20 protein-coding genes are annotated in these 21468 nt (G+C 33.8%); 13 read left to right on the top strand and 7 right to left on the bottom strand.

All coding sequences use genetic code 11. The features are described 5' to 3' along the window. Positions 1–183 precede the first annotated feature (183 nt). Complete coding sequence (locus BTM29_RS10505) at positions 184–993, top strand: Cof-type HAD-IIB family hydrolase (protein WP_076617296.1); 810 nt, start codon at positions 184–186, stop codon at positions 991–993. 79 nt (positions 994–1072) lie between these two features. On the opposite strand, the gene BTM29_RS10500 is transcribed toward BTM29_RS10505, so the two are convergent. Both BTM29_RS10500 and BTM29_RS10495 read right to left on the bottom strand, forming a co-directional pair. Continuing rightward, positions 1073–2035: an AEC family transporter gene (locus BTM29_RS10500; protein WP_076617292.1), complete on the bottom strand. Its 963-nt coding sequence runs from the start codon at positions 2033–2035 to the stop codon at positions 1073–1075. 35 nt (positions 2036–2070) lie between these two features. After that, positions 2071–3696 (bottom strand): malolactic enzyme, encoded by a 1626-nt coding sequence (locus tag BTM29_RS10495; protein ID WP_076617289.1) that lies wholly within the window; start codon positions 3694–3696, stop codon positions 2071–2073. A 111-nt stretch (positions 3697–3807) separates the two neighbouring features. Between BTM29_RS10495 and BTM29_RS10490 the strand changes: the two genes are divergently transcribed. From BTM29_RS10490 to BTM29_RS10440, 11 genes are all read left to right on the top strand, one after another. Next, positions 3808–4704, top strand: coding sequence for a LysR substrate-binding domain-containing protein (locus tag BTM29_RS10490; protein WP_076617286.1), 897 nt, complete (start codon positions 3808–3810; stop codon positions 4702–4704). Between the two features lie 764 nt (positions 4705–5468). Then, entirely contained in the window at positions 5469–5747 is a 279-nt protein-coding gene (locus BTM29_RS10485; RefSeq protein ID WP_076617282.1) for a helix-turn-helix domain-containing protein, read from the top strand. Between the two features lie 70 nt (positions 5748–5817). Beyond that, positions 5818–6006 (top strand): PTS sugar transporter subunit IIA, encoded by a 189-nt coding sequence (locus tag BTM29_RS10480; protein WP_083685982.1) that lies wholly within the window; start codon positions 5818–5820, stop codon positions 6004–6006. Between the two features lie 99 nt (positions 6007–6105). Continuing rightward, complete coding sequence (locus BTM29_RS10475; protein ID WP_076617279.1) at positions 6106–8694, top strand: sigma 54-interacting transcriptional regulator; 2589 nt, start codon at positions 6106–6108, stop codon at positions 8692–8694. 135 nt (positions 8695–8829) lie between these two features. Next, positions 8830–9240, top strand: a complete 411-nt coding sequence (locus tag BTM29_RS10470; RefSeq protein ID WP_076617276.1) for a PTS sugar transporter subunit IIA — start codon at positions 8830–8832, stop codon at positions 9238–9240. A gap of 16 nt (positions 9241–9256) precedes the next feature. After that, positions 9257–9751 carry a PTS sugar transporter subunit IIB gene (locus BTM29_RS10465; protein ID WP_076617272.1) on the top strand — a complete coding sequence of 165 codons (495 nt, stop codon included), beginning with the start codon at positions 9257–9259 and terminating at the stop codon, positions 9749–9751. 13 nt (positions 9752–9764) lie between these two features. Further along, positions 9765–10610: a PTS mannose/fructose/sorbose/N-acetylgalactosamine transporter subunit IIC gene (locus BTM29_RS10460; RefSeq protein WP_076617268.1), complete on the top strand. Its 846-nt coding sequence runs from the start codon at positions 9765–9767 to the stop codon at positions 10608–10610. Beyond that, entirely contained in the window at positions 10607–11434 is an 828-nt protein-coding gene (locus BTM29_RS10455; RefSeq protein ID WP_076617264.1) for a PTS system mannose/fructose/sorbose family transporter subunit IID, read from the top strand. Before BTM29_RS10460 ends, BTM29_RS10455 begins: the two co-directional genes overlap by 4 nt. Continuing rightward, a complete protein-coding gene (locus BTM29_RS10450) occupies positions 11435–12139 on the top strand; it encodes an MgtC/SapB family protein (protein ID WP_120270403.1) in 705 nt (234 codons plus the stop codon). Between the two features lie 140 nt (positions 12140–12279). Then, a complete protein-coding gene (locus tag BTM29_RS10445; RefSeq protein WP_236906185.1) occupies positions 12280–12933 on the top strand; it encodes an MgtC/SapB family protein in 654 nt (217 codons plus the stop codon). A gap of 122 nt (positions 12934–13055) precedes the next feature. Then, complete coding sequence (locus tag BTM29_RS10440) at positions 13056–13538, top strand: hypothetical protein (RefSeq protein WP_076617257.1); 483 nt, start codon at positions 13056–13058, stop codon at positions 13536–13538. Here the strand turns inward: BTM29_RS10440 and BTM29_RS10435 are convergent. Continuing rightward, entirely contained in the window at positions 13535–15193 is a 1659-nt protein-coding gene (locus BTM29_RS10435; RefSeq protein WP_076617253.1) for an IS1182 family transposase, read from the bottom strand. The two genes, BTM29_RS10440 and BTM29_RS10435, sit on opposite strands and share 4 nt — an antisense overlap. A gap of 253 nt (positions 15194–15446) precedes the next feature. After that, the gene (locus BTM29_RS12895) at positions 15447–15599 is read right to left on the bottom strand and encodes an SPJ_0845 family protein (RefSeq protein ID WP_164509421.1); all 153 of its coding nucleotides are present in this window, start codon (positions 15597–15599) and stop codon (positions 15447–15449) included. A gap of 195 nt (positions 15600–15794) precedes the next feature. On the opposite strand from BTM29_RS12895, the gene uvrC reads away from it, so the two are divergent. Beyond that, positions 15795–17612 carry an excinuclease ABC subunit UvrC gene (gene uvrC / locus BTM29_RS10430; protein WP_076617248.1) on the top strand — a complete coding sequence of 606 codons (1818 nt, stop codon included), beginning with the start codon at positions 15795–15797 and terminating at the stop codon, positions 17610–17612. Between the two features lie 107 nt (positions 17613–17719). Here uvrC and BTM29_RS10425 read toward each other — a convergent pair whose 3' ends face one another. From BTM29_RS10425 to BTM29_RS10415, 3 genes are read right to left on the bottom strand one after another with little or no spacing between them, the layout of a single operon-like run. Continuing rightward, complete coding sequence (locus BTM29_RS10425) at positions 17720–19663, bottom strand: PTS fructose transporter subunit IIABC (RefSeq protein ID WP_076617245.1); 1944 nt, start codon at positions 19661–19663, stop codon at positions 17720–17722. Between the two features lie 15 nt (positions 19664–19678). After that, a complete protein-coding gene (pfkB, locus tag BTM29_RS10420) occupies positions 19679–20602 on the bottom strand; it encodes a 1-phosphofructokinase (protein WP_076617242.1) in 924 nt (307 codons plus the stop codon). Further along, entirely contained in the window at positions 20603–21355 is a 753-nt protein-coding gene (locus BTM29_RS10415) for a DeoR/GlpR family DNA-binding transcription regulator (RefSeq protein ID WP_076617238.1), read from the bottom strand. Positions 21356–21468: the final 113 nt, after the last annotated feature.

Raw genomic sequence — 21468 nt, 5'->3', positions numbered from 1 at the left:
AAAAGTATTTTATCTTATACTAATGGTGATATTGTTTTTTGTTTCTGTCAAGTTTAGAGAAAGTGAATTATATTCAAGGTTACATAACAAAAATTATATGAAGTAAGATATGTTTGGATTTTCAATAAACTATGAAAGTGCTAACATAGTAGTAGTAAAAAGAAAATTTGAGGAGATTTCCGAATGAAAGATGTAAAATTTGTTGCATCCGATATGGATAAAACATTGTTGGAAAGTAACAGTAAATTACCAGCTGGAATTGATGATATAATCAACAACTTAATGAAACTGGATATAAATTTTGGGATTGCTAGTGGTAGACCAATTTATACATTACAGGATCTGTTTCCAGAGTTAAAAAACGAAATGACATTTATTTGTGATAATGGAGGATTGGTAAGTTATAAGGGTAAGATCTTATTCAAGAGTTTGATTGATGTGCCAGATTATCAACGAATGGTACATTTTGTTGAAGATGATACCGATGGTGTTCCCATTATTTGTGCATTGGATGCCGCTTATGTAAATAAGAAATACGAGAAGTATGTTCCATTTTTAAAGACATTTTATACAAAAGTGGAATTAGTAGATGATTTGAGAACGATACAAAGAGATGCAAATAAATTTACTATTTATTTTCCAAATGGACATAGTCAAAAATATTATGATGATATTTTTGAACCAGAATTTGGAGATAACTTCTCAGTAGTTGTAAGTGGTGAAGTTTGGATCGACATCATGAATAAGGGAATAGACAAGGGTGGTGCCATAAGATTGATTGGTAACTACTTGGATATTGATCCTTCAAAGATGATGGCCTTTGGTGATACGTTCAACGATAAAGAAATGCTACAGGCTGTTAAATACAGCTATCTAATGGCCAATGGTAGTGAAGGCATGGAACAGTACGCAAATTATAGAACGGGCACAAATGATGAACATGGCGTGTTACAAGTGTTAAATAAATTAATTGAAGAAGTTTCAGACAATTAAAAAGGACCCAGAAGATTTTTTCTTCTGGATCCTTTTATTTAGTTATTTGGAGGATGAATCAATTAATTTAATTTATTAACTAGATGAAGTTAACAACTTGCATCAAGATTGGAACAACGATAACGAATAGGACTGTTGAAGTTGTAACAACATTAGTTGCATATTCAACATCACCGTGCGATTGTCCAACTAAGATAGGTAAAACAGCAAGTCCAGGAGCAGCAGCTTGGATAATTAATGTACTACTTTCAAGACTTGGCATTGGGTTACCCATTGATTTGCCTAACAATACAAATCCAATCATGATTGCTGGAGCAAATACGAATCTACCAAGTAAAGCCAAAATCGTATCACGGTCAAAGCCAATTGACTTCAAACCGGCATCAGCTAAGATAATACCAATGTAGATAAGTGACATAGGTGTAACAATACCACCGACCATATCAAGTGTCTTGTTAATCCATTCTGGAACAGGAATAGCTAGTAGTAAGAATACTAATGAAACTAAGAAACCTACAAGTGGAGCAGGTAGTAACTTTTTCCAATTGAAGTCTTTCTTAGCGCCTTTTTCAACAGTTGGATCATCAGATGAGATAAAGAACACTCCGACAGCCCAAGTAGAAATAGTATTCATAACATAGTAAACAAGGAAGAATGGTAAACTCTTTGAACCGAATAGAGCCATGTTAAGTGGTAGACCAATGAAAATTGTGTTGGCATTGGCAAACATGTTAATGAATGTACCACGACGACCCTTTTTAATATGAAATACTTTTGTCAAGATCCATGCTAGTAAGTAACTGCATGCAAAACTGGCAAAGGCAAAAACTAGTCCGCCAGTTAGAGTAGATAATTTATCACGTGTCAAATACTTCAACACTGATACAAAGATTGATGCAGGTAAAGCAATTTTCATAATAATAAATGAAATATTTCCCTTAAATTCATCACCCAAACGGCCTGAGCTTCTTAACCAGTAGCCAAGGGCGATAACAATTACGATTTCAGCAACACTTTCAAGTGATGTGATAAATGCTTCCATGAGATAATTCCCCTTCTCTTATAACTTTTTAAATATTAATATTTTGGTTCCCAATTGATGTCATCGATAGCTTTTTTAGCATCTGTTTTATCAGTAAGCTTTTCTTCGATGGCTTGTTGTGCAACACCCATAGCAACAGTCATACTGAATTCATCCAATTTTGAAACTGGAGGTAATACAGCAGCACCGGCTTTTGTTGTATCAACAATTCCACCTAATGAATGAGCAGCTTTGTTGATCATTCCATCACTAAGTAGCTTAGCGTTAACAGCCATTGCACCAAGACCAAGGCCAGGATATACAAGAGCATTGTTAGCTTGTCCAATAGTGTATGTAACACCTTTGTATTCAACAGGTTCAACAGGAATACCAGTAGCTACAAGTGCTTTACCGTCAGTCCACTTCAAAAGATCTTCTGCCTTTGCTTCAGCAAGTTTAGTAGGATTTGATAATGGGAAGATGATAGGACGTGCTGTATGTGCAGCCATTTCTTTGATGATAGATTCTGTAAATGAACCAGGTTGTGTAGATGTACCAACAAGGATAGTAGGGTGTACAGCCTTAACAGCAGCTTCAAGAGTTGTTAGTTCGTCTGCATTAGCAAATTCACTACGACTTCTTGTAAATGGCTTTTGTTCAGGTGTTAAATCTTTTGTATCATCGAACAATAGGCCTTGCTTATCAACTAGATAGAAGTGTTTCTTAGCTTCTTCTTCAGATAAACCTTCTTCAACCATTGCATCAAAGATACGTTTTGCAATACCAGCACCGGCAGTACCAGCACCAAATGACATATAAACTTGGTCAGTGAATTTTTCTTTAGAAATATTCAAAGCGCCTAGAATACCAGCAAGTGTAATAATACCTGTACCTTGGATATCATCGTTAAATGTCAAAATTTGGTCTTTGTATTTGTTCAAAATGTTAGCAGCATTATCACGACCGAAATCTTCAAAGTGAAGATACATGTCTGGGAATAATTCTTCTGCTTTGCCAACAAACTTATCAACAAAATCGTAGTATGTATCACCAGTAACACGTTCATGATGATTACCAAGATACAAGTCATCATCTAATAATGATTTGTTGTTAGTACCCACATCAAGAACAACTGGTAAAACAGACTTAGGATCAACACCGGCAGCAGCTGTATAAACCATAAGCTTACCAACAGAGATATCTACACCTTGTAGACCCCAATCACCAATACCAAGAATTCCTTCACCGTCAGTAACAACGATCAACTTAATATCACGATCACCAGCAGCGTTTTTCAATGTTGCTTCTATATTATCTGGATCATCAATTGATAAGTAAGCAGCGTTTTGTGGATCTAAGAAAAAGTGGCTGTAGTTTTCAATTGTGTCAGCAATAGTTGGATCATATACAACTGGCATAAAGTCATATACGTGTTCACTGAATAATTTGTAGAACAATGTACGGTTTTCATTGAACAAGTCCATTAAGTACATGCGCTTTGCTAATGGTGTTGGTTTTGTACCATATTGTTCATATGCTTGAGCAACTTGTTGATCAAGTGTTTGAACGAATGGAGGTAACAAACCTTCGATTCCATTTTCTTTTCTTTCTTCTTTAGTAAAAGCAGTGCCTTTATTTAAGAATGGATTGTTTAATAGGTCTAAACCTTTATATTCCTTCATAAAAATGCCTCCTGAATTAACTTTCTTTAACTTTCATACAGTACTATATACCTCGATAAAAATTATAGTCAAATATGTTATAATTGATAAAAATAATTTATAGGTGAGAATATGAATATAAAGGATTGTCAATATTTTCAAAAGTTAAGTGAATTAAAAAACTTCTCTGATACGGCAAGATATTTTCATGTAAGTCAACCAACGATTACCTACTCGCTAAAGAGATTAGAGGACGAATATGGGGTGAAATTGGTTGATCGTAAAAGTTATGCTAATTCGCTAACGTTGACGCATTCTGGGGAACAATTGTTAACACATATCAAAAGGATTTTGCGTGAGGATTATTTAACTAAGCAAGATTTAGCACGAATTAAAGAAAAAAAAATAAAAATGGGGTTACCACCAATAATCACAAATTACTTATTACCGGAAGTATTTGATCAATTACGTGATGAAAATCTATTAGATTTAATTGAACCTGTAGTGGATGGTTCAAAGGAATTATTGGAAGAATTAAAAAAAGGGCACACAGACATTTCTTTATTGGGTACAACACAGTTGCCGGAGGATGCGGAGTTAAAATATGAAGTAATAAAAACACATTACTTCAAATTGATTGCCTCGAGTAAAAGGAATTTTAATGGTCCAATAGACTTAACTGACTTATTAAAGGAAGATTTTATTTTAACTGACAACAATTCTGTTCACAGACAAGTGTTTAAGAGATTCACAGATAGATATAATGTGATACCTAAAGTTATCTTTGAAACATCTGACCATCACTTGCTGTTAAATTTGATTAAGGCGAATAAAGGCATTAGCTTTATAGCTGAGACAGCACTTTATCACGAAGAAGGGATCCAAGAAGTAGAGGTCAATAATTTGAAATTACCACCATTTTATATTTTAGTCATTTATCGAACTAATACACTAGAGACACCAGATTTCAGAAAAATTATAGATATTTTCACCGGAATTTCCACTGATAACAAAAAAATAGTTAATTAAATATAAATAATTTGTAGTATACGGTATAGTCCAATTGAGGTACAATAAAGCTACCGGTTGATATCAAGCGGATTAATCCAATCCTGTAGCTCAGGATTATGTTCAAAATGATTATGAATGAATCTAATTTCCCAAATTTATATACATCCAAAGCCTCTCAACTCCCACACACATTTTGATTTCTTTCATTCATTTTCATAGAGTTTTTTTGTAATTATTCATTTCAAATGGGATTGTTCATGTTTAATTTATTGCCAAACTCTGAGAAGTTGCTAACGCGACTTCTTTTTGACTTTTTAGATGTTGACATAATGGCAATATATTAGTAATAAACTAGATAAATTCAGCAATATATTATAAGTAGTTGAATAAACGTTGATATATCAACGTTTATATCGTGTTAAAATTAAAAACTTTCCATTTTTTGTTAGGAAAATATTATTAATATATATATATTTATGATACATTATTTATTGGAGAGGAGATATTCCTACATTTCCTCTCCTTTGATAATTTCATGTTTAAATAGCAGAATTCTGTTATTGGAATGGTGGTTCCTCCCTGAGCTACCATTTTTTTTTGAGCTTTTATTCATATAATATGATAGTATGACAATGAGGTATACGGTTTAACCCGATCCTCATTGCGCAGAAGAGCAACCTCCCCGGGTTGCTCTTCTTTTTATTACTTCAGCTATATTACTGTTTTTCAACCCAAAAAATATGTTATAATTTTAAACAATAAGCTGTTTAGGAGTTTTTAGCATGAAGTACAATGAGAAACAACAAAAAGAGATCGCTAATTATGCCATTGCACATGACAATGATTATAAAATGACAGGTAAGAAATACGATATTTCTTATCAACAAGTGTCTGCTTGGGTTAGAAAATATAACAAGAGTTCAAACGAACAAAAGAAGACTACAAAAATTAAAGATTCAACAAAGAAGTCTACAGCAAGTACGCTAGATATTTTAAGTAGACGTGATCCAGTTCTTGAAGCACAATTAGAAGATGTCAAAAGAAGATTAGGTTTAAAATAAAAAAAGCTAGGTTGGGGATTGAAGAATCCTTTGACCTAGCTTTTTTTTGTTCTTATAGCATAAGAATCTAATAATATTCGGGAAGATATTTGATGATAAACCAGCCGATATTGTTGTCTCATTTTTGATGCCAGATAAGAACGATAATAGTCATTTGGAATATTTATCTATTACATCAAAATTACTTATGCATGATGATTTCGTAAAATATTTGAAGAAAGTTAATACAAAAGAAGAAATTTTTCAATTATTTGAATAAAATAAAAACTGTGATATTAGATTATTTTATATCGCAATTTTTTTGTATTTCCATGATAAAGTAAACAATAAGATAAAGATATACTTGAGGGGATGAGACTTGTTGGATGCAAAGGGGAATTTACTAAATAAATTAAAGGAGTTGGATAAGGCTAATAAATTACCCAGTGACACAACGAATTTATCCAATTTGATGGATTTGAGTCGTTCGGTAACTAGCCATTATCTAAATCAACTGGTTGAGGATGGATTAGTTGAGAAGAAAATGGGACGTCCAGTTTTATGGCAATTGAAAAATATTGAATCAAGTGATGAAAATAACGTTAACAAAGACAGTTTTGATAATTTTATTGGAGCTGATGGTAGCCTGAAACAAGTTATTTCTCAATGTGTGGCATCAGTACACTATCCACCCAATGGATTGAATATGATAATTACTGGAGATAGTGGGGTTGGTAAGAGTTACTTGGCAAAAAGAATATATCAATATGCTAAGGATTCGGATGTAATTGCTGATAATGCACCATTTTTAGTTTTGAATTGTGCTGACTATGCCAATAATCCTGAATTATTGTCTAGTATTTTATTCGGTTATAACCAAGGAGCTTTCACCGGTGCCAATGAACAAAAGGATGGATTACTTAAACAAGCAAATGGAGGTTATCTATTTTTAGACGAGGTTCATCGATTAAATAGTGAAAATCAGGAAAAACTCTTTAATTTCATTGATAGCGGTGTATTCAGAAGAATGGGTGAAAATAAACAAGTCGAACATTCCAAAGTTCGTCTGCTGTTCGCTACAACGGAAGATACCAATGAAGTATTGCTGGAAACCTTTAGACGAAGAATTTCAATTTCAGTTCACTTGCCTAGTTACAGTGATCGTCCTAAGGTTGAACGATTTAACTTGATATATTCAATTTTTTATAACGAAGCAACTCGGATAAATAAGAAAATAGAAGTTGAAGGTAATGTTATAGATTCGTTATTAAATCTTAAGTCAGACGGTAATATTGGACAATTGAAAAATAGTATTAAGGTTGGATGTGCCAATGCATATAAAGATCAATTGAATGAAAGTAAAGTGATTTTGACTGATAAATACTTTGTACTAGGAAGTTGTGAGAAAAACAAAATAGCAGATATTTTAATTGATCCAAATAATAAGTTGGTGATGCAATCAAGTAATGTTTGGGATGAGGAACTCAATGAATTAAAGACCTTACTAGATAGGTTTGCCGTTGCAGATACTAATAATATGAGTAATGTACAAAGAAATATTGTTCAACATCTTCATGATTTTGATAAAGTAATTAAATTACAAGAATTGGAAAAGCCGATATATTCGCAATTCAACTATTCATATAATCGAATTATTTGTGAGCAATTTGGATTAAAACAAGCAAAATATTTGAGTGAATTACTGTTCAAGTTATTTAAAATTAATTTTGATCTTGATAAAACATTACTTGATAAAATAAGTTTTAAATTGAATTCAAATTATCGTAGATCAAGTTATGTTACAAAATATTTCCTTGATACAATGAATAATTCAATTAATTTGAACGAATCTATAGCTAATATATTAATGACAATATTATTAAGTGAATATATTGATGAAACTTTATCAATGCATGGATTACTAGTAGCTCATGGTGAAAATACGGCAACAAGTATCAAAGCCGTTGTCAATCAACTTTGTGGTGGATATATCTTTGATGCAATAGATATGCCAATCGACACGGGATTACCAGAGATAATTGTTAAAACAGAGAAACTATTAGATTCTTTTGATACCACTAATGGTGTCATATTGTTAATTGATATGGGATCTTTAAGTCAATTGTATAATTCTGTTAAGAACAATATTGATGGTGAATTATTAGTTGTAGATAATTTAACCACAGCTACAGCGTTGGATATTGCTTTGAAGATTCAGCAAAAAACACCATTCAAGAAAATTGCTGAATCCGCATCAACAGAATATAAAATAAATTCACGTTATTTTGCTGGATTCTCTCAAGATAAAAATATTATTATTTCTTGTATTTCGGGACTAGGTATTTCTCAAAAAATCAAAGAAACTATGCAACCATATTTTCCCGATAAAATAAAAATTATAACAATGGATTATACAAATCTGAAAGCTAATATACATCAAGATGACAATCATTACTTTGATCAAACGATTTTTGTTATCACAACAACAAATTTGCCAGATAGTTTCAATATTCCTAATATTAATATTTATGATATTTTAGATAGTTCTGGAGAACGTCAAATAAAACAATGGCTTCAGCCTTATCTGAATGAACAGTCAATTGATAGTTTGAATAAACAGTTATTAAGATTCTTCTCAATTGAAGGTGTCGGTGAACGGTTAAGTTTCCTTAATCCTAAAGTCATTATAAAAGAAGTGGAAACCGTTATCTTTAAGTATGAGAATTATTATCATGTGAAACTAGATGGTAAAGTTAAACTCAATCTTTATATGCATATTGCGTTGATGATGGAACGATTGATAATAGCTAAAAATAGTGATTCACCAAAAATAAATCCAGACGAACCAGAATTGGAATTCATCAATGTTTCTAAAGGAATCTTTAAGACGTTAGAGTTGAAATATAACGTTGAAGTAAGTGAGTATGAATTATCACTTATGTATGAAGTGTTCAAACAATTGATTTAATTTTTAAATAAATAAGGATTAGTGTTTAGATTTTTTAAACACTAATCCTATTTTTGTTGATAACAGTAGATTTATAAGACTTGGCACAGCACTTGCTTATATAAAAGTGAATATTAATTTAAGGAAGTTATGAGTATGAAGAAAATTTTGATTGCAAGTCATGGTCATCTTGCAAGTGGGATTAAAAGTTCACTTCAGATTTTAACAGGCATGACTGATCAGATTACAACGATAGATGCATATGTGGATGAGCATGATTATGTTGCTGATATCAAACAGTATGTTAAAGAGATTGACGGTAAACCAGCAATAATTTTTACCGACTTGTTTGGTGGAAGTGTTAATCAAAAAGTAATGTTGGAGGTTATGGAACATAATAATATATTCGTTGTAAGTGGTACTAATCTACCCATTGTCTTATCGGTTTTGTTAGATGAGCAGGAACTTACTAGAGAACACTTACAAGAACTTATTGATTTAAGTCAAGTTCAATTAGTAGAAGTAAAACCAAATGATGATATATCAGACGATAGTTTCTTATCGTAATAATGGAGGAAGAAATATGATTGTACAATTAAGAATCGATGATCGATTAATTCATGGACAAGTTGCACTTGTTTGGACTAAGGAGTTGGATACACCTGGAATTGTTGTAGCTAATGATAGTGCTTCTGAAAATGAGATGGTTCAAATGACTTTGAAAATGGCTACTCCCACTGGAAAGAAACTTTTGATCCGTTCAGTGGATGATGCTATTAAAGTGTTTAATAATCCAAAGGGTCAAGGGATGAGGATGTTTGCCTTAACCAATTGTGTTAAAGATGCTTTAAAAATTGCTCAAAATGTTGAGAATATTGGTGGTATTAATGTTGCTAATGTTGGTCGTTTTGCCGATAAAAGTGAAGGTGAACCAGTTTTAGTTGGTAGTACATTGATGCTTAGTCATAGTGAATTAGATGCTTTAAAAGAATTATCAAAGTTAGATGTTCCAGTATTTCAGCAAGTGGTTCCCAGTAATGCCAAGGTTTCGATTAAAACTTTATTGAAAGATAAGTAGGGGGGAAAATATTATGTTTAAAGAAGCATTTTTAGCTGCTTTAACGGTATTCATTTGTTACGGGGGTAATTGGTTATTTGGACAAACTATGATTGAACGTCCATTAGTTGTAGGTATGGTTGCCGGATTAATATTTGGTGATTTAAGAACAGGTATTATCATGGGTGCTTCACTAGAGGCCATATTCATGGGTGCAGTCGATATTGGAGGAGCATTGTCAGCAGAGCCTGTTACAGCAACAGTTTTAGCAACGACATTTGCCATTGTTTTAAATGTTAATGAAAAAGCTGCTCTAGCACTTGCTGTTCCTATAGGTGTTTTAGCTGCATTTATATCTATGTTTATGAAAAACGTTGTAATGAACTTATTCGCTCCATTAGTTGATAAATATGCAGAAGAGAATAGACCAGGTGCAATAGCGGTTATGCATTATGTAATGTGGTTTATCAATTACTTTATTTTTTCATTAATTACATTTTTTAGCGTATTGGAAGGTGCAAAACCAGTTCAACAAATGGTTAATAATATTCCGGATAATTTAATGGCCGGTCTTGCAGCTACTGGAGGATTGCTTCCAGCCGTTGGTTTTGCAATTTTGATGAGGATGCTTTGGAGTAAACAGTTAGCACCGTATTTCTTTTTAGGATTTATTCTCGTGGCATATCTTGAATTACCATCTGTTGCCGTTGCAGCATTGGGTATAATCTTAGTTCTAGTAATAAGTTTCAAGGACAAGAAGCTACTTGATATTCAAAATAAGCAAAAAGAATTAGAAAATAGACCGGTATCTGCAACTGGTATTACAGATTCTGGAAATGAAACTAAATCTGATCAAGAAGAGGAGGACTTCTTTTCATGAAATTAACTCAAGATATGACAAAAGAAGATAAAAAAATGCTTAACGGAATTTTCTGGCGTTCATTTACAGTGTTTGCCAGTCGTGCTGGTGCCACAAAGGCACATGCACCGGGATTCATGTATTCAATTACTCCTGCTTTAAATAGATATTACAAAGATGATCCTGAAGGAAGAAAAGAAGCTCTAATGCGTCATACGACGTGGTATAACATCACACAAAATGTTGGTACATTTGTAATGGGCCTTGTTGCATCAATGGAGAAGAAAAATTCAGAAGAGGCCGATTTTGATTCTGAATCAATTGTCGCCTTAAAAACATCACTGATGGGTCCACTATCAGGCATTGGTGATTCTATCTTTTGGGGAGTTCTTAGAGTTATTGCAGCAGGTGTTGGTATTAGTTTAGCATCGCAAGGATCAATCTTAGGTCCTATATTATTTCTATTAATTTATAATGTTCCGTCAATATTAACCAGATATTATCTTACTTATATGGGATTTTCACTTGGTTCTACATTTATTGAAAGAATTTATGCCAATGGAAGTATGGCAATTCTTAATAAAGCTGCAAGTACACTTGGTTTGATTATGATTGGTAGCATGACCGCCAGCATGGTAAAGTTTGAAAGTAAATTATCAGTTCCCATTGCAGGTGGTAAACCAATTCTAATACAAACATATTTAGATCAATTATTTAAAGGGCTGGTTCCACTTAGTATCACTTTAGTTTGTTATTGGCTATTAAGTAAAAAAGTCAATGTTAATTGGATACTTTTGGGAGTCCTCATTTTAGCCATTATTTTAGGATTATTAGGTGTGGTTTAGTTGACAACACAATTAAGTGTTTGGACGATAATGCTTCGCCTGCTACTTGCTACTTTTATTTCCGGAGTCATTGGTTTAGATAGGGCTTATAAGCATAGACCGGCTGGTTTAAGAACACACATCTTGGTTTGTTTAGGGGCATGTATTATTGCAATGATACAAAAAGAAATTGGATTCAATGCAATACAAATGGCGAAGCAATATCCACAATATAGTGGAATTCTACGTGCTGATGAAGCTAGACTGATTGCTCAAGTTGTTAGTGGAATTGGATTTTTAGGTGCTGGAACGATTATCGTTGAACATCATTCCATCCGTGGATTAACGACTGCCGCAAGTCTTTGGGTTATTGCTTGCGTCGGAATTGCCGTAGGAATGGGATATTATATTTTAGCTATTTGTAGCTTTTTGGTGGTGTATGGTGTGGTTGGATTTTTAAAACAAATTATTAGGGTCAATCCCATTAGAAAAATCGAAGTTCAGTATAAACATAAAGCTGAGACTAAAGAATTTATTAACGAATATTTTGCAAAAAATAATATCAAAGTTGAGGATGTTAGATTTCAAGCCACAAAACAAGTAAATGAGTATACATATACCAACATTTATGAAATTGATATGAATAAAAAAATGAATTATGTCGATATCGTTGAAGATTTATCTTCTAATCAAAATATTTTGAAAGTTGGTACAATTAGCGTTTAAAAAAATTCAGCAAAATATGCTGATTTTTTTTGGTATAAATCAAATTTAAATTTGTGTTAAGGTAATATTAGAGGTGGAGTGATTTGAGTTTACATTTGGATTTATTAACAATTACAATTCGGTTGCTTTTGGCAACCTTAATGTCTGGAATCATAGGTTGGGATAGAGCACACAAACATCGACCAGCCGGAATTAGGACACATATTCTGGTTTGTCTAGGTGCATGTATAATTGCTATGATCCAAAAGGAAATTGGATTTAATGCAATTGAAATGGCACGACAATTTCCTGCATATAAGGGGGTTATCAGAGCTGATGAAGCTAGATTAATTGCTCAAGTAGTAAGTGGAATTGGATTCTTAGGTGCTGGGACTATTATTGTGGAACATCACTCAATAAAGGGATTAACAACAGCTGCTAGTTTATGGGTAGTCGCTTGTTTAGGCCTGGCAGTCGGAATGGGTAATTATCTAATTGCGGTCGCAAGTTTTGTAGTAGTCTATGGTGTTGTGGCATTTTTAAAAAGAATTGTTCGTGTCAATCCACTTAAAAAAGTTGAGATCCAGTATCTTGATAAAAGAAAAGGTAAGAAATTCATTACGAATTATTTTAAGGAAAATTCAATCGATATTACTAATATCAATTTTAGAGCAAGTAAGGCTTTGGACGGTACTTATACCTATACGAATGTTTATGAGATTAAATTGCCCCATGACATGAAATATGTCGATGTCGTTGAAGGAATCTCTGCAGGAGAAAATATTACGAAAGTTCAATTGATTAATTTGGGTTAAATTATTTTTGTGATTTAATTTTATTTGTTTGTAGTATATTCCAATATTTAATTACTTAAATAACAAGATAATGTTGAAATAAGTAAACTCGTCTGATAAAGTTTTTTTATTGGGGGAATTTAATGGTAAAAAGGATTACTGCTATTTTACTATTCTTATTTTTTATTGCAGTCGTGGTGGTTATGAATTTTGGCACTTTTGATCAAGGGGTTCAAAAAGTAAGGCAAGATTCTAAGGACTTATCAAGCCAATTAACTGAAACCGAATTTCGTTCGAAGATGAATAATTATATTTATGTATCTTTTGATAATATGTACGATAATCCACAAATTTATAAGAATACTAAAATTTATCAGAGAGGACTAGTTTTAAAGTCTGATAGTGATTTTGTAATAGTTTCGCTTGATAGAAGTGATCATTCCAAAGATGTTAAGATAAAGTACGACTTGAGTACTTTATCAAAAGGGATGTCTAGAATAGAAGTTGGTTCAAGTATCAAATTTTTTGGAAAATTTAATACCGTTGAGAACTATACAAATGAAAAAGGAAGAACAATTACTAGACCAGTAATTAATGCAAACTTTATTCAGAGTATTGATTCTTAATTAAAATAGACAATAAAAATAGAGCTTGTGACAAAACTCCATAAAAAATAAGACCAGAACTTGGAAATCCGAAGATTTCCTGTTCTGGTCCTTTTGTTTTTTAAAGAAAAAGCCATTCTTTTGGCTAGTTTTCCCATATTCATTGCCATTAAGGCTAATCCCATTTGGCTTTTGACTTTATCAGTTCCACGAACCGTGAACCTGGTAAAATGCAAATAAGCCTTAAGGTGTCCAAAAACCGGTTCTACATCGATTTTTCGTTGGGCATATATTTTTGCCCCAACTTTACCATAAAGCTTCTCTCGTTCATGTGCTTTGAAATATTCCCATTCAGAATTAATATAAATATATCTGACACCTCCACTTTTATTAAATGCCGCATCAATTATTTCTTGATTCTCATCTTTTGATTCGGCTTTATAACAACGAAACTGTCTTTTAAATTTATATTTATCGGTTCTAATAGTAACTCTTAGAAAGTTGAATCTAACACCGTTGGGATCAATGTAATAATCATCGATATCATGGTAGTCCCAGTTTAGAACTTTCTTTTCATCTGATTTCCATTTACGACTATTTTCCTTGAGCATCGTACCGTAAGGAATCAAGGAAGTTTGGTCTAGTAATTCATCTTCAATATATCTGTAGTTAGATTCTGAACCATATCCTGCATCAGCCACTATGAAACGTCCTAAAACTCGGTGGGTCTCCAGAGTTTTGAGGAATGGAATCAAGGTACGAGTATCGGTTGGATTCCAGAACAGATCATAATCCAAGGTAAATTGATTACTAGTGGCAATCTGTAGGTTATATCCAGGTTTCAGTTGTCCGTTTTGCATTGGGTCTTCTTTGACTCGCATGAATGTAGCGTCATGGTCAGTTTTTGAAAAGCTATTACGTTCACCAAAAATCTTCATATCTTCTGAATATTTATCATGCTTCTCACTGATATGTTTTGTCTTGTTTAACTTGGATTTCATTATTCTCCGCACCCGCTTCGCAGGGTTAGGAGAGATTTTCTTGGTTTCTTCTACTTTTAAATCCAATTGTTCAATTCGTTCTTCTAACTTAGCAATAGTCAAATCTAAATTATCATAGTCCATGGGTAATGATTCTGAAAAGGCAGTGGTTTCAACTTCTTTTATTTCATTTAGAATGACTTCAGCTTTTTCGCGGTTTAAATCATCATAATGAATGATTTTCTTCTTCCAGACAAACGAATATTTATTGGCATTCGCCAAAATCTTGGTCCCATCAATAAATACACAATCGTCAATCAAGTTATGTTCAACTAAAAAGCTACGCATAGATTCAAAACTTGATTGAATCATCTCCATAGCTTCGTCGGAAACTATAAAGCGTGCAATTGTGCGATATGAAGGAACGTGTTCTTGAGTCAACCAACGTGCATAGATATTCTCGCGAGCTTCTCGCTCAATTTGGCGACAAGTGTAGCGACCTCTAAGATATGAAAATAGTACTAATTTTAGGACGGCCCGCAAATCATATTCACGCGGACGTCCTGTCTCATAACTATCGTGAAACTCAATAGATTCCACTAATTCATTGATATAATACGCTTCGTGATCTTTCTCTGGAATAAATTCGATTGCCATATTTAAACTTGTCTGATTTATGTTATAATTATTGAACATAATTTGGAACATCCTTTCGAGGGTGATTTCGTGGAGTATCGGTGTTCGGACCGGTGCTCTTTTTTTATTATTCTTTTATTATACAAGAAGAGCCTTCATACGGAAACCGAACGTTTCTGTATGAAGGCTCTTTTAATGTAGAGTTATGTCACAAGCTCATTTACTTATCAAAAGGGTTTTAATCTTTGTAACGGACAGTAATTATAAATGGCATTCTCTTCAATGTAGGATGAAGAGTTGAAAATATGAGAAGTTATTTTTTACTTTTAGAATCTTTATCGTTCTTGGAAGATTTCTTATCCGCAGTATCTACTCGATCTACGTTTTTTTTGACATCATCGGGAAGTGAGGCAAATTTATCAAATAAACTACCAAAATTCTCTTCGCGTTTCACTGTTAAGCCCATCGGTATCAGCCCCTTTCAGGTTGAATTGTTCTCTATATTTAATTAAATACATTATAAGTCCTTTTGAACCAAAGCACAAATAGTTACTCTAAATTTCTTCAAAATATTATATGAACGTTTGTTCTTATTGGTGGACAATATCCAATAAGTATATTTTAATTGACGTAGAGTAATGTTTAGAAAGGAGATATTTTTTTGGCAACAGAATATCTTGAACATAAATTAAGTCTATTACCACCACGTCCAGGTTGCTATTTAATGAAAGATATAAATTCGAAAATCATTTATGTTGGTAAGGCTAAAAATCTAAAAAATCGTGTCCGTTCTTATTTTAAGAGTTCACATGAGGGTAAGACTGAGCGATTAGTTTCTGAAATTTGTGATTTTGAAACAATTATTACTTCTAATGACAAAGAAGCATTCTTGTTGGAGATTACTTTGATTCAAAAACATCAACCTTATTATAATATTAAATTAAAACGTGGTACCGGCTATCCTTATATTAAAATAACCAATGAACGCGATCCTAAGATGGAAATAACAGGTTTAGTCAAGAAAGACGGTGCCTATTACTTTGGACCATACCCTAATGTTTGGGCAGCTACTAATACTTTGAACTTTTTGCAAAAAGTATATCCACTCAGACGTTGTCAGGGTAATTTAGGTCGGCCTTGTTTGTACTATCATATGGGACAGTGTCTGGGGGCTTGTTTCCAGGAAGTACCTCGTGAAAAATATGATGGTCAAATTGAAAAAATCAAGAAGTTTCTTGGTGGTAGCGTTGGGGAAGTTAAGTCAAATTTAGAGGCAAGAATGGAAACTGCTTCTGGGAAAATGGAATTTGAACGAGCAGCGGAACTACGTGATCAGATCAAATACATTGAGACTACTGTTGAAAAACAAAAGATTATTTCAAACGATAATACACCACGTGATATTTTTAATTATTATGTTGAAAAGGGTTGGATTTCTATCCAAATTTTCTTTATACGACAAGCTAGATTGATGAAACGTGAGAAAAAGGTTTTTGCTTGTATAAATACGCCTGAAGAAGAATTATCGACTTTTATTTTGCAATTTTATAATAGAAGGAACCAAGTTATGCCAAAGGAAATTCTTGTTCCAGAGGATTTAGATAAGGATACCTTGTCACAGGTCTTAGATATACCGTTTAGAACCCCACAGCGTGGTCAAAAGAAGGATCTAATGGATATGGCAGCGGATAACTCTAAATTGGTGTTACAAGAGAAATTTCGCTTGATGGAACTTGATAATCGTCAAACATATGGAGCCCAAAAACAAATATTTGACTCGTTGAATTTGCCATATGGACATGTAATTGAATCGTTTGATCATTCTCATATTCAAGGTACCAATCCAGTGTCTGCCATGGTCATGTTCCAAGATGGCCGGCCTGAGAAGAGCGGTTATCGAAAGTATAAAATCAAAGGTGAGGTCGAACATCAATCCGGTGCTGATGAAGCCGCTAATACACGTGAGGTTATTTATCGTCGATATTCTCGAGTTATTAAAGAAGATGGTAACCTTCCGGACTTAATTCTAATGGACGGTGGAATTATTGAACTTCGTGCTGTTATGGATGTTTTGCAAAATGAATTAGGAATTAATATCCCAGTTGCAGGTATGGTTAAAGACAATCACCATAATACTTCGCACTTAATATTTGGTGAAGATGGAGAAATTGTTGCGTTAGATCGTAAAAGCCAAGGATTTTACTTATTACAGAGAATTCAGGATGAAGTCCATAGGTTTGCGATTACCTTTCAACGTAAAACTAGAAGTAAAAATGCTTTATCATCAAGACTTGATGGGATTCAAGGAGTTGGACCAAAGACTCGCAATAAGCTATTAAAGAAGTTTGGTTCAGTTAAAAAAATCAAAGATGCTTCAATTGATGATTTTACAGATTTGGGTATCTCAAAAACTACTGCACAAACGATCAAAATAACTTTGGCTAGTACTAATTTTCATAAGAAATATTCTAAGGGATAAAAAGCGTTCAAAACTGTTTATTTACTATAAAACAACAGTTTGAACGCTTTTTTTAGTTTGATTCAAAATAAAAAAACATCTACCAATTTGGTAGATGCTTCAATTAATTATTTACTCTCAACTTTTTTAGCAGGTTTCCAAATTCCATAGATAACTCCAGAAATTACGGCACCTATTATTACGGCTAACAAGTACATTAAAGGCTTATTTGCCAATGGTGTAACGAAGATACCACCGTGAGGAGCAGGTACGTTAACACCCCATAGTTGTGTCAAACCACCACCGATTGCTGAACCAATTACACTTGATACGATAACGTGAAGTGGATCTCCAGCAGCAAAAGGAATTGCACCTTCAGTGATGAATGAAAGACCTAGAACATAATTAGATAGTCCAGCTTGTCTTTCTTGTTCAGTAAACTTGTTCTTCCAGAATGTTGTAGCAATGGCAATTGCTAGAGGTGGAATCATACCACCAACCATAACGGCAGCCATTAAAGCACCATCTTGTGTTGCAGTAAATGTACCAATAGCAAATGTATAAGCAGCTTTATTAAATGGGCCACCCATATCTATAGCCATCATACCACCGAGCAATGTACCAAGAACAACGGCATTACCAGTACCCATTGTTTCTAGGAATGCTGTGATTGCGTGATTAACTACGGCGAAGACTGGATCGACTGCGAAGTACATAATAGCTCCGACAATCAAAAGACTTAAAACAGGGTACAAAAGAATTGGTTTCAAACCATCCAATGACTTAGGAAGATTCTTGAGCGATTTCTTTAAGAAAATAACAGTCCAACCAGCGATGAAACCAGCAAGTAGACCACCGATAAATCCGGCAGGACTCTTAGATGAAACAAATGAAGCAGTTGCTTGTGATGCCATATAACCACCAACGAAACCAGGTAGTAAAGCAGGACGATCACCAATTGAAACGGCGATATAAGCAGCTAGAACAGGGATCAAGAAGCTAAATGCATAGTTACCAACGTTGTTAAAGAATAAGAACCATTGTGAATGTGCACCAACTGAGCTCTCAAGTAGAAATGAGATGGCCATCAGGATACCACCACCAACAACGAATGGAAGCATATTTGAAATACCATTCATTAAATCAGCGTAAATTTTTGACCAAAGTGACTTTGATTCAGCTGAATCTTCATCATCTGAAACAGCTCCACCCTCAGAATGAAAAACAGGAGCTTTTTGTTCAGTAGCCAAATTGATTAATTCTTCAGCTTTGTTAATACCATCTGAAACTGGACGATTAACTAGATGCTTGCCATCAAAACGAGGCATATCAACTTTTTTATCGGCTGCAATAATAACACCAGCGGCACGACTGATTTCACTAGATGTTAACTTATGTTTAACACCTTCAGAACCATTTGTTTCAACTTTAATATCCACGCCCATTTTTTCGGCTTGTTCTTTAAGAGCAGCTTCAGCCATGTACGTATGAGCAATACCAGTTGGACATGCGGTTACTGCAACAACGAAGGGCTTTTCGTCTTCGTTAGAATTATTTTCAGCGGCTTTATTTTTAGCAGCTTGTTTGGCCTCATCAGCTTTATCCTTAGCTTCTTTAGCAGCCATTGCATCATCAAATAATTTTTGAACCTCATCTTTAGTTGTAGCTTTTTTCAAATTAGCAACTAAATCTGGATTGATCAAAAGTGATGATAAAGCAGCAAGTGCTTGTAAATGTAAATTGTCCGCACCATCTGGGGCAGCAATCATAAAGAATAGGTAAGCAGGTTGACCGTCTAGAGATTCATAGTCAATTCCCTTAGCACTCTTAGCAAAAAGTACAGTAGCACGTTGTACAGCCTTATCACGGGCATGTGGCATGGCAATCCCATCACCAATACCGGTACTTGTTTGCGCCTCACGTTTTAAAATATCTGATTTATATAAATCTTTATCATTAATGACACCAACTTTATAATACTTGTCAACCATTTCCTCAATAGCTTCTTCTTTAGTTGTAGCTTTAAGGTCCATGATCATAGCGTCTTTTAGTAATAATTGTTTAAGATCCATCAATAAGTCCCTCCCTTAACTTAATTCCGAAATACTGATAGCTTTGTAAACTTCGTCAATCTTTTCTTTAACAGCAATATCTTGACTGAATGCAGTTGCAGATCCACAAGCAGCTCCAATGTGGAAGCTCTCAATAGGATCGTTGTTCTTCATAAATGTTCCAGCAAATCCAGCAATCATTGAATCACCGGCTCCAACGGAGTTAATTACAACACCCTTTGGTGCATTAGCCTTATATGCGTGATCCTTTGTTACTAGTAAAGCTCCATCACCAGCCATTGAAACTAAGACATGTTTGGCACCTTTATCCAATAGCTTTCTAGCATGGTCGATAATTTCTTGATCAGAATTAAACGTTGTATTGAATAACTCGGCCAATTCATGATGATTTGGTTTAACGACTAGGGGATGTAGTGGTAGCGTGTCTAATAATGCTTGTCCAGTTGTATCAATGACAAAGTCTGCGCCATTTTCTTGAATCATCTTGGCAATATCTAAGTAGAATGTATCGGGCAACTTCTTTGGAAGACTACCTGACATAATCACTACATCACCAGTTCCTACGGATTCAAGTTGTTTTAAAAATGAAGTTTTTTCTTCGTTTGAAATAGCAGGACCAGTACCATTTATCTCAGTTTCTTCATCTTGTTCAATGGCATTTATTTTTACGTTGATACGAGTGTCTTCATGAACATTTGTAAAATCAGTTTTGAGTTCATGTTGAGATAATAAACTCTTGAACATCTCTCCAGTTGATCCACCAACAAATCCTAAAGCTGTTGAATCAATATTTAATTCCTTGAGGATTCTGGAAACATTAATTCCTTTTCCCCCTGGTAGTTTAACGTCACTAGTTGTTCTGTTAACTTTACCAGTTGTTAAATCCTTCAATTGTAGTACGTAATCTATTGAAGGATTAGCAGTGATTGTATAAATCAATTAATCTACCTCCATAACTTTAGTTTTCTTATTTAGTGATCCAGATTCTTTTTCTGGTAGTTTGTTTGTAATTAAGGTAGCATCTTGTAAGTCAGCAAATTTACTAAAGCTGACTTGACAATACTTAGAACTATCAGAAAGGATGAAGGTCTGATTTGACTGTTTCATTGCCAGTTGTTTGATAGCAGATTCCTCAGGGTCAGGTGTTGTGTATCCTGATTCAATTGAAAAACCGTTTGTTCCTAAGAACGCTTTATCAAAGTGATACGTTTCTAGTGTCTGAATCATTGATGAACCAACCAGTGCTTTGGTAGATGATTTTAATTTTCCACCAGGCAAGAAAGTTTCGATGTCGTAATCAGCCAACATTGATGCGTTGTCAACACTATTTGTGATTACAAGTAAGTCTTTGTGTTCAACTAGATAAGGAATCATAAATTGAATTGTAGTTCCGGAGTCTAAGAAAATAACTTCTTGGTTTCTAACTTCGCCAGCGGCTGTACGTCCAATACTTTTTTTCTCATCTAAATGAACAGTAGCTTTTTGTGAAAGAGCAGGTTCTTCGTGTAAAGAAATTACATTTTGCGCTCCACCATGAATCCTTAATAACTTGTGACAGTTTTCTAAATCTTGTAAATCACGTCTTAAAGTGGATTCGGATGCCCCTGTGAGGGGAACCAAATCATGCAATTTAACAATATTATGAATTTTCAATTGTTCGAGTATAATTTGTTGTCTCTCTTCAGTAAGCACTTACATTTCACCTTACGAGAACTATAATACATCAAATTCATTCAAAATCAACCAAATTCAGTCAAATTCTTTCAAAAAACTTCAATAACGATTAAATTGTTTCGATTTGCTTA

The organism is Companilactobacillus allii (assembly GCF_001971585.1).
GTDB lineage: Bacteria > Bacillota > Bacilli > Lactobacillales > Lactobacillaceae > Companilactobacillus > Companilactobacillus allii.
The sequence above is the reverse complement of the archived record's forward strand: the minus strand, read 5'-3'. Positions and strand labels throughout refer to the sequence as shown.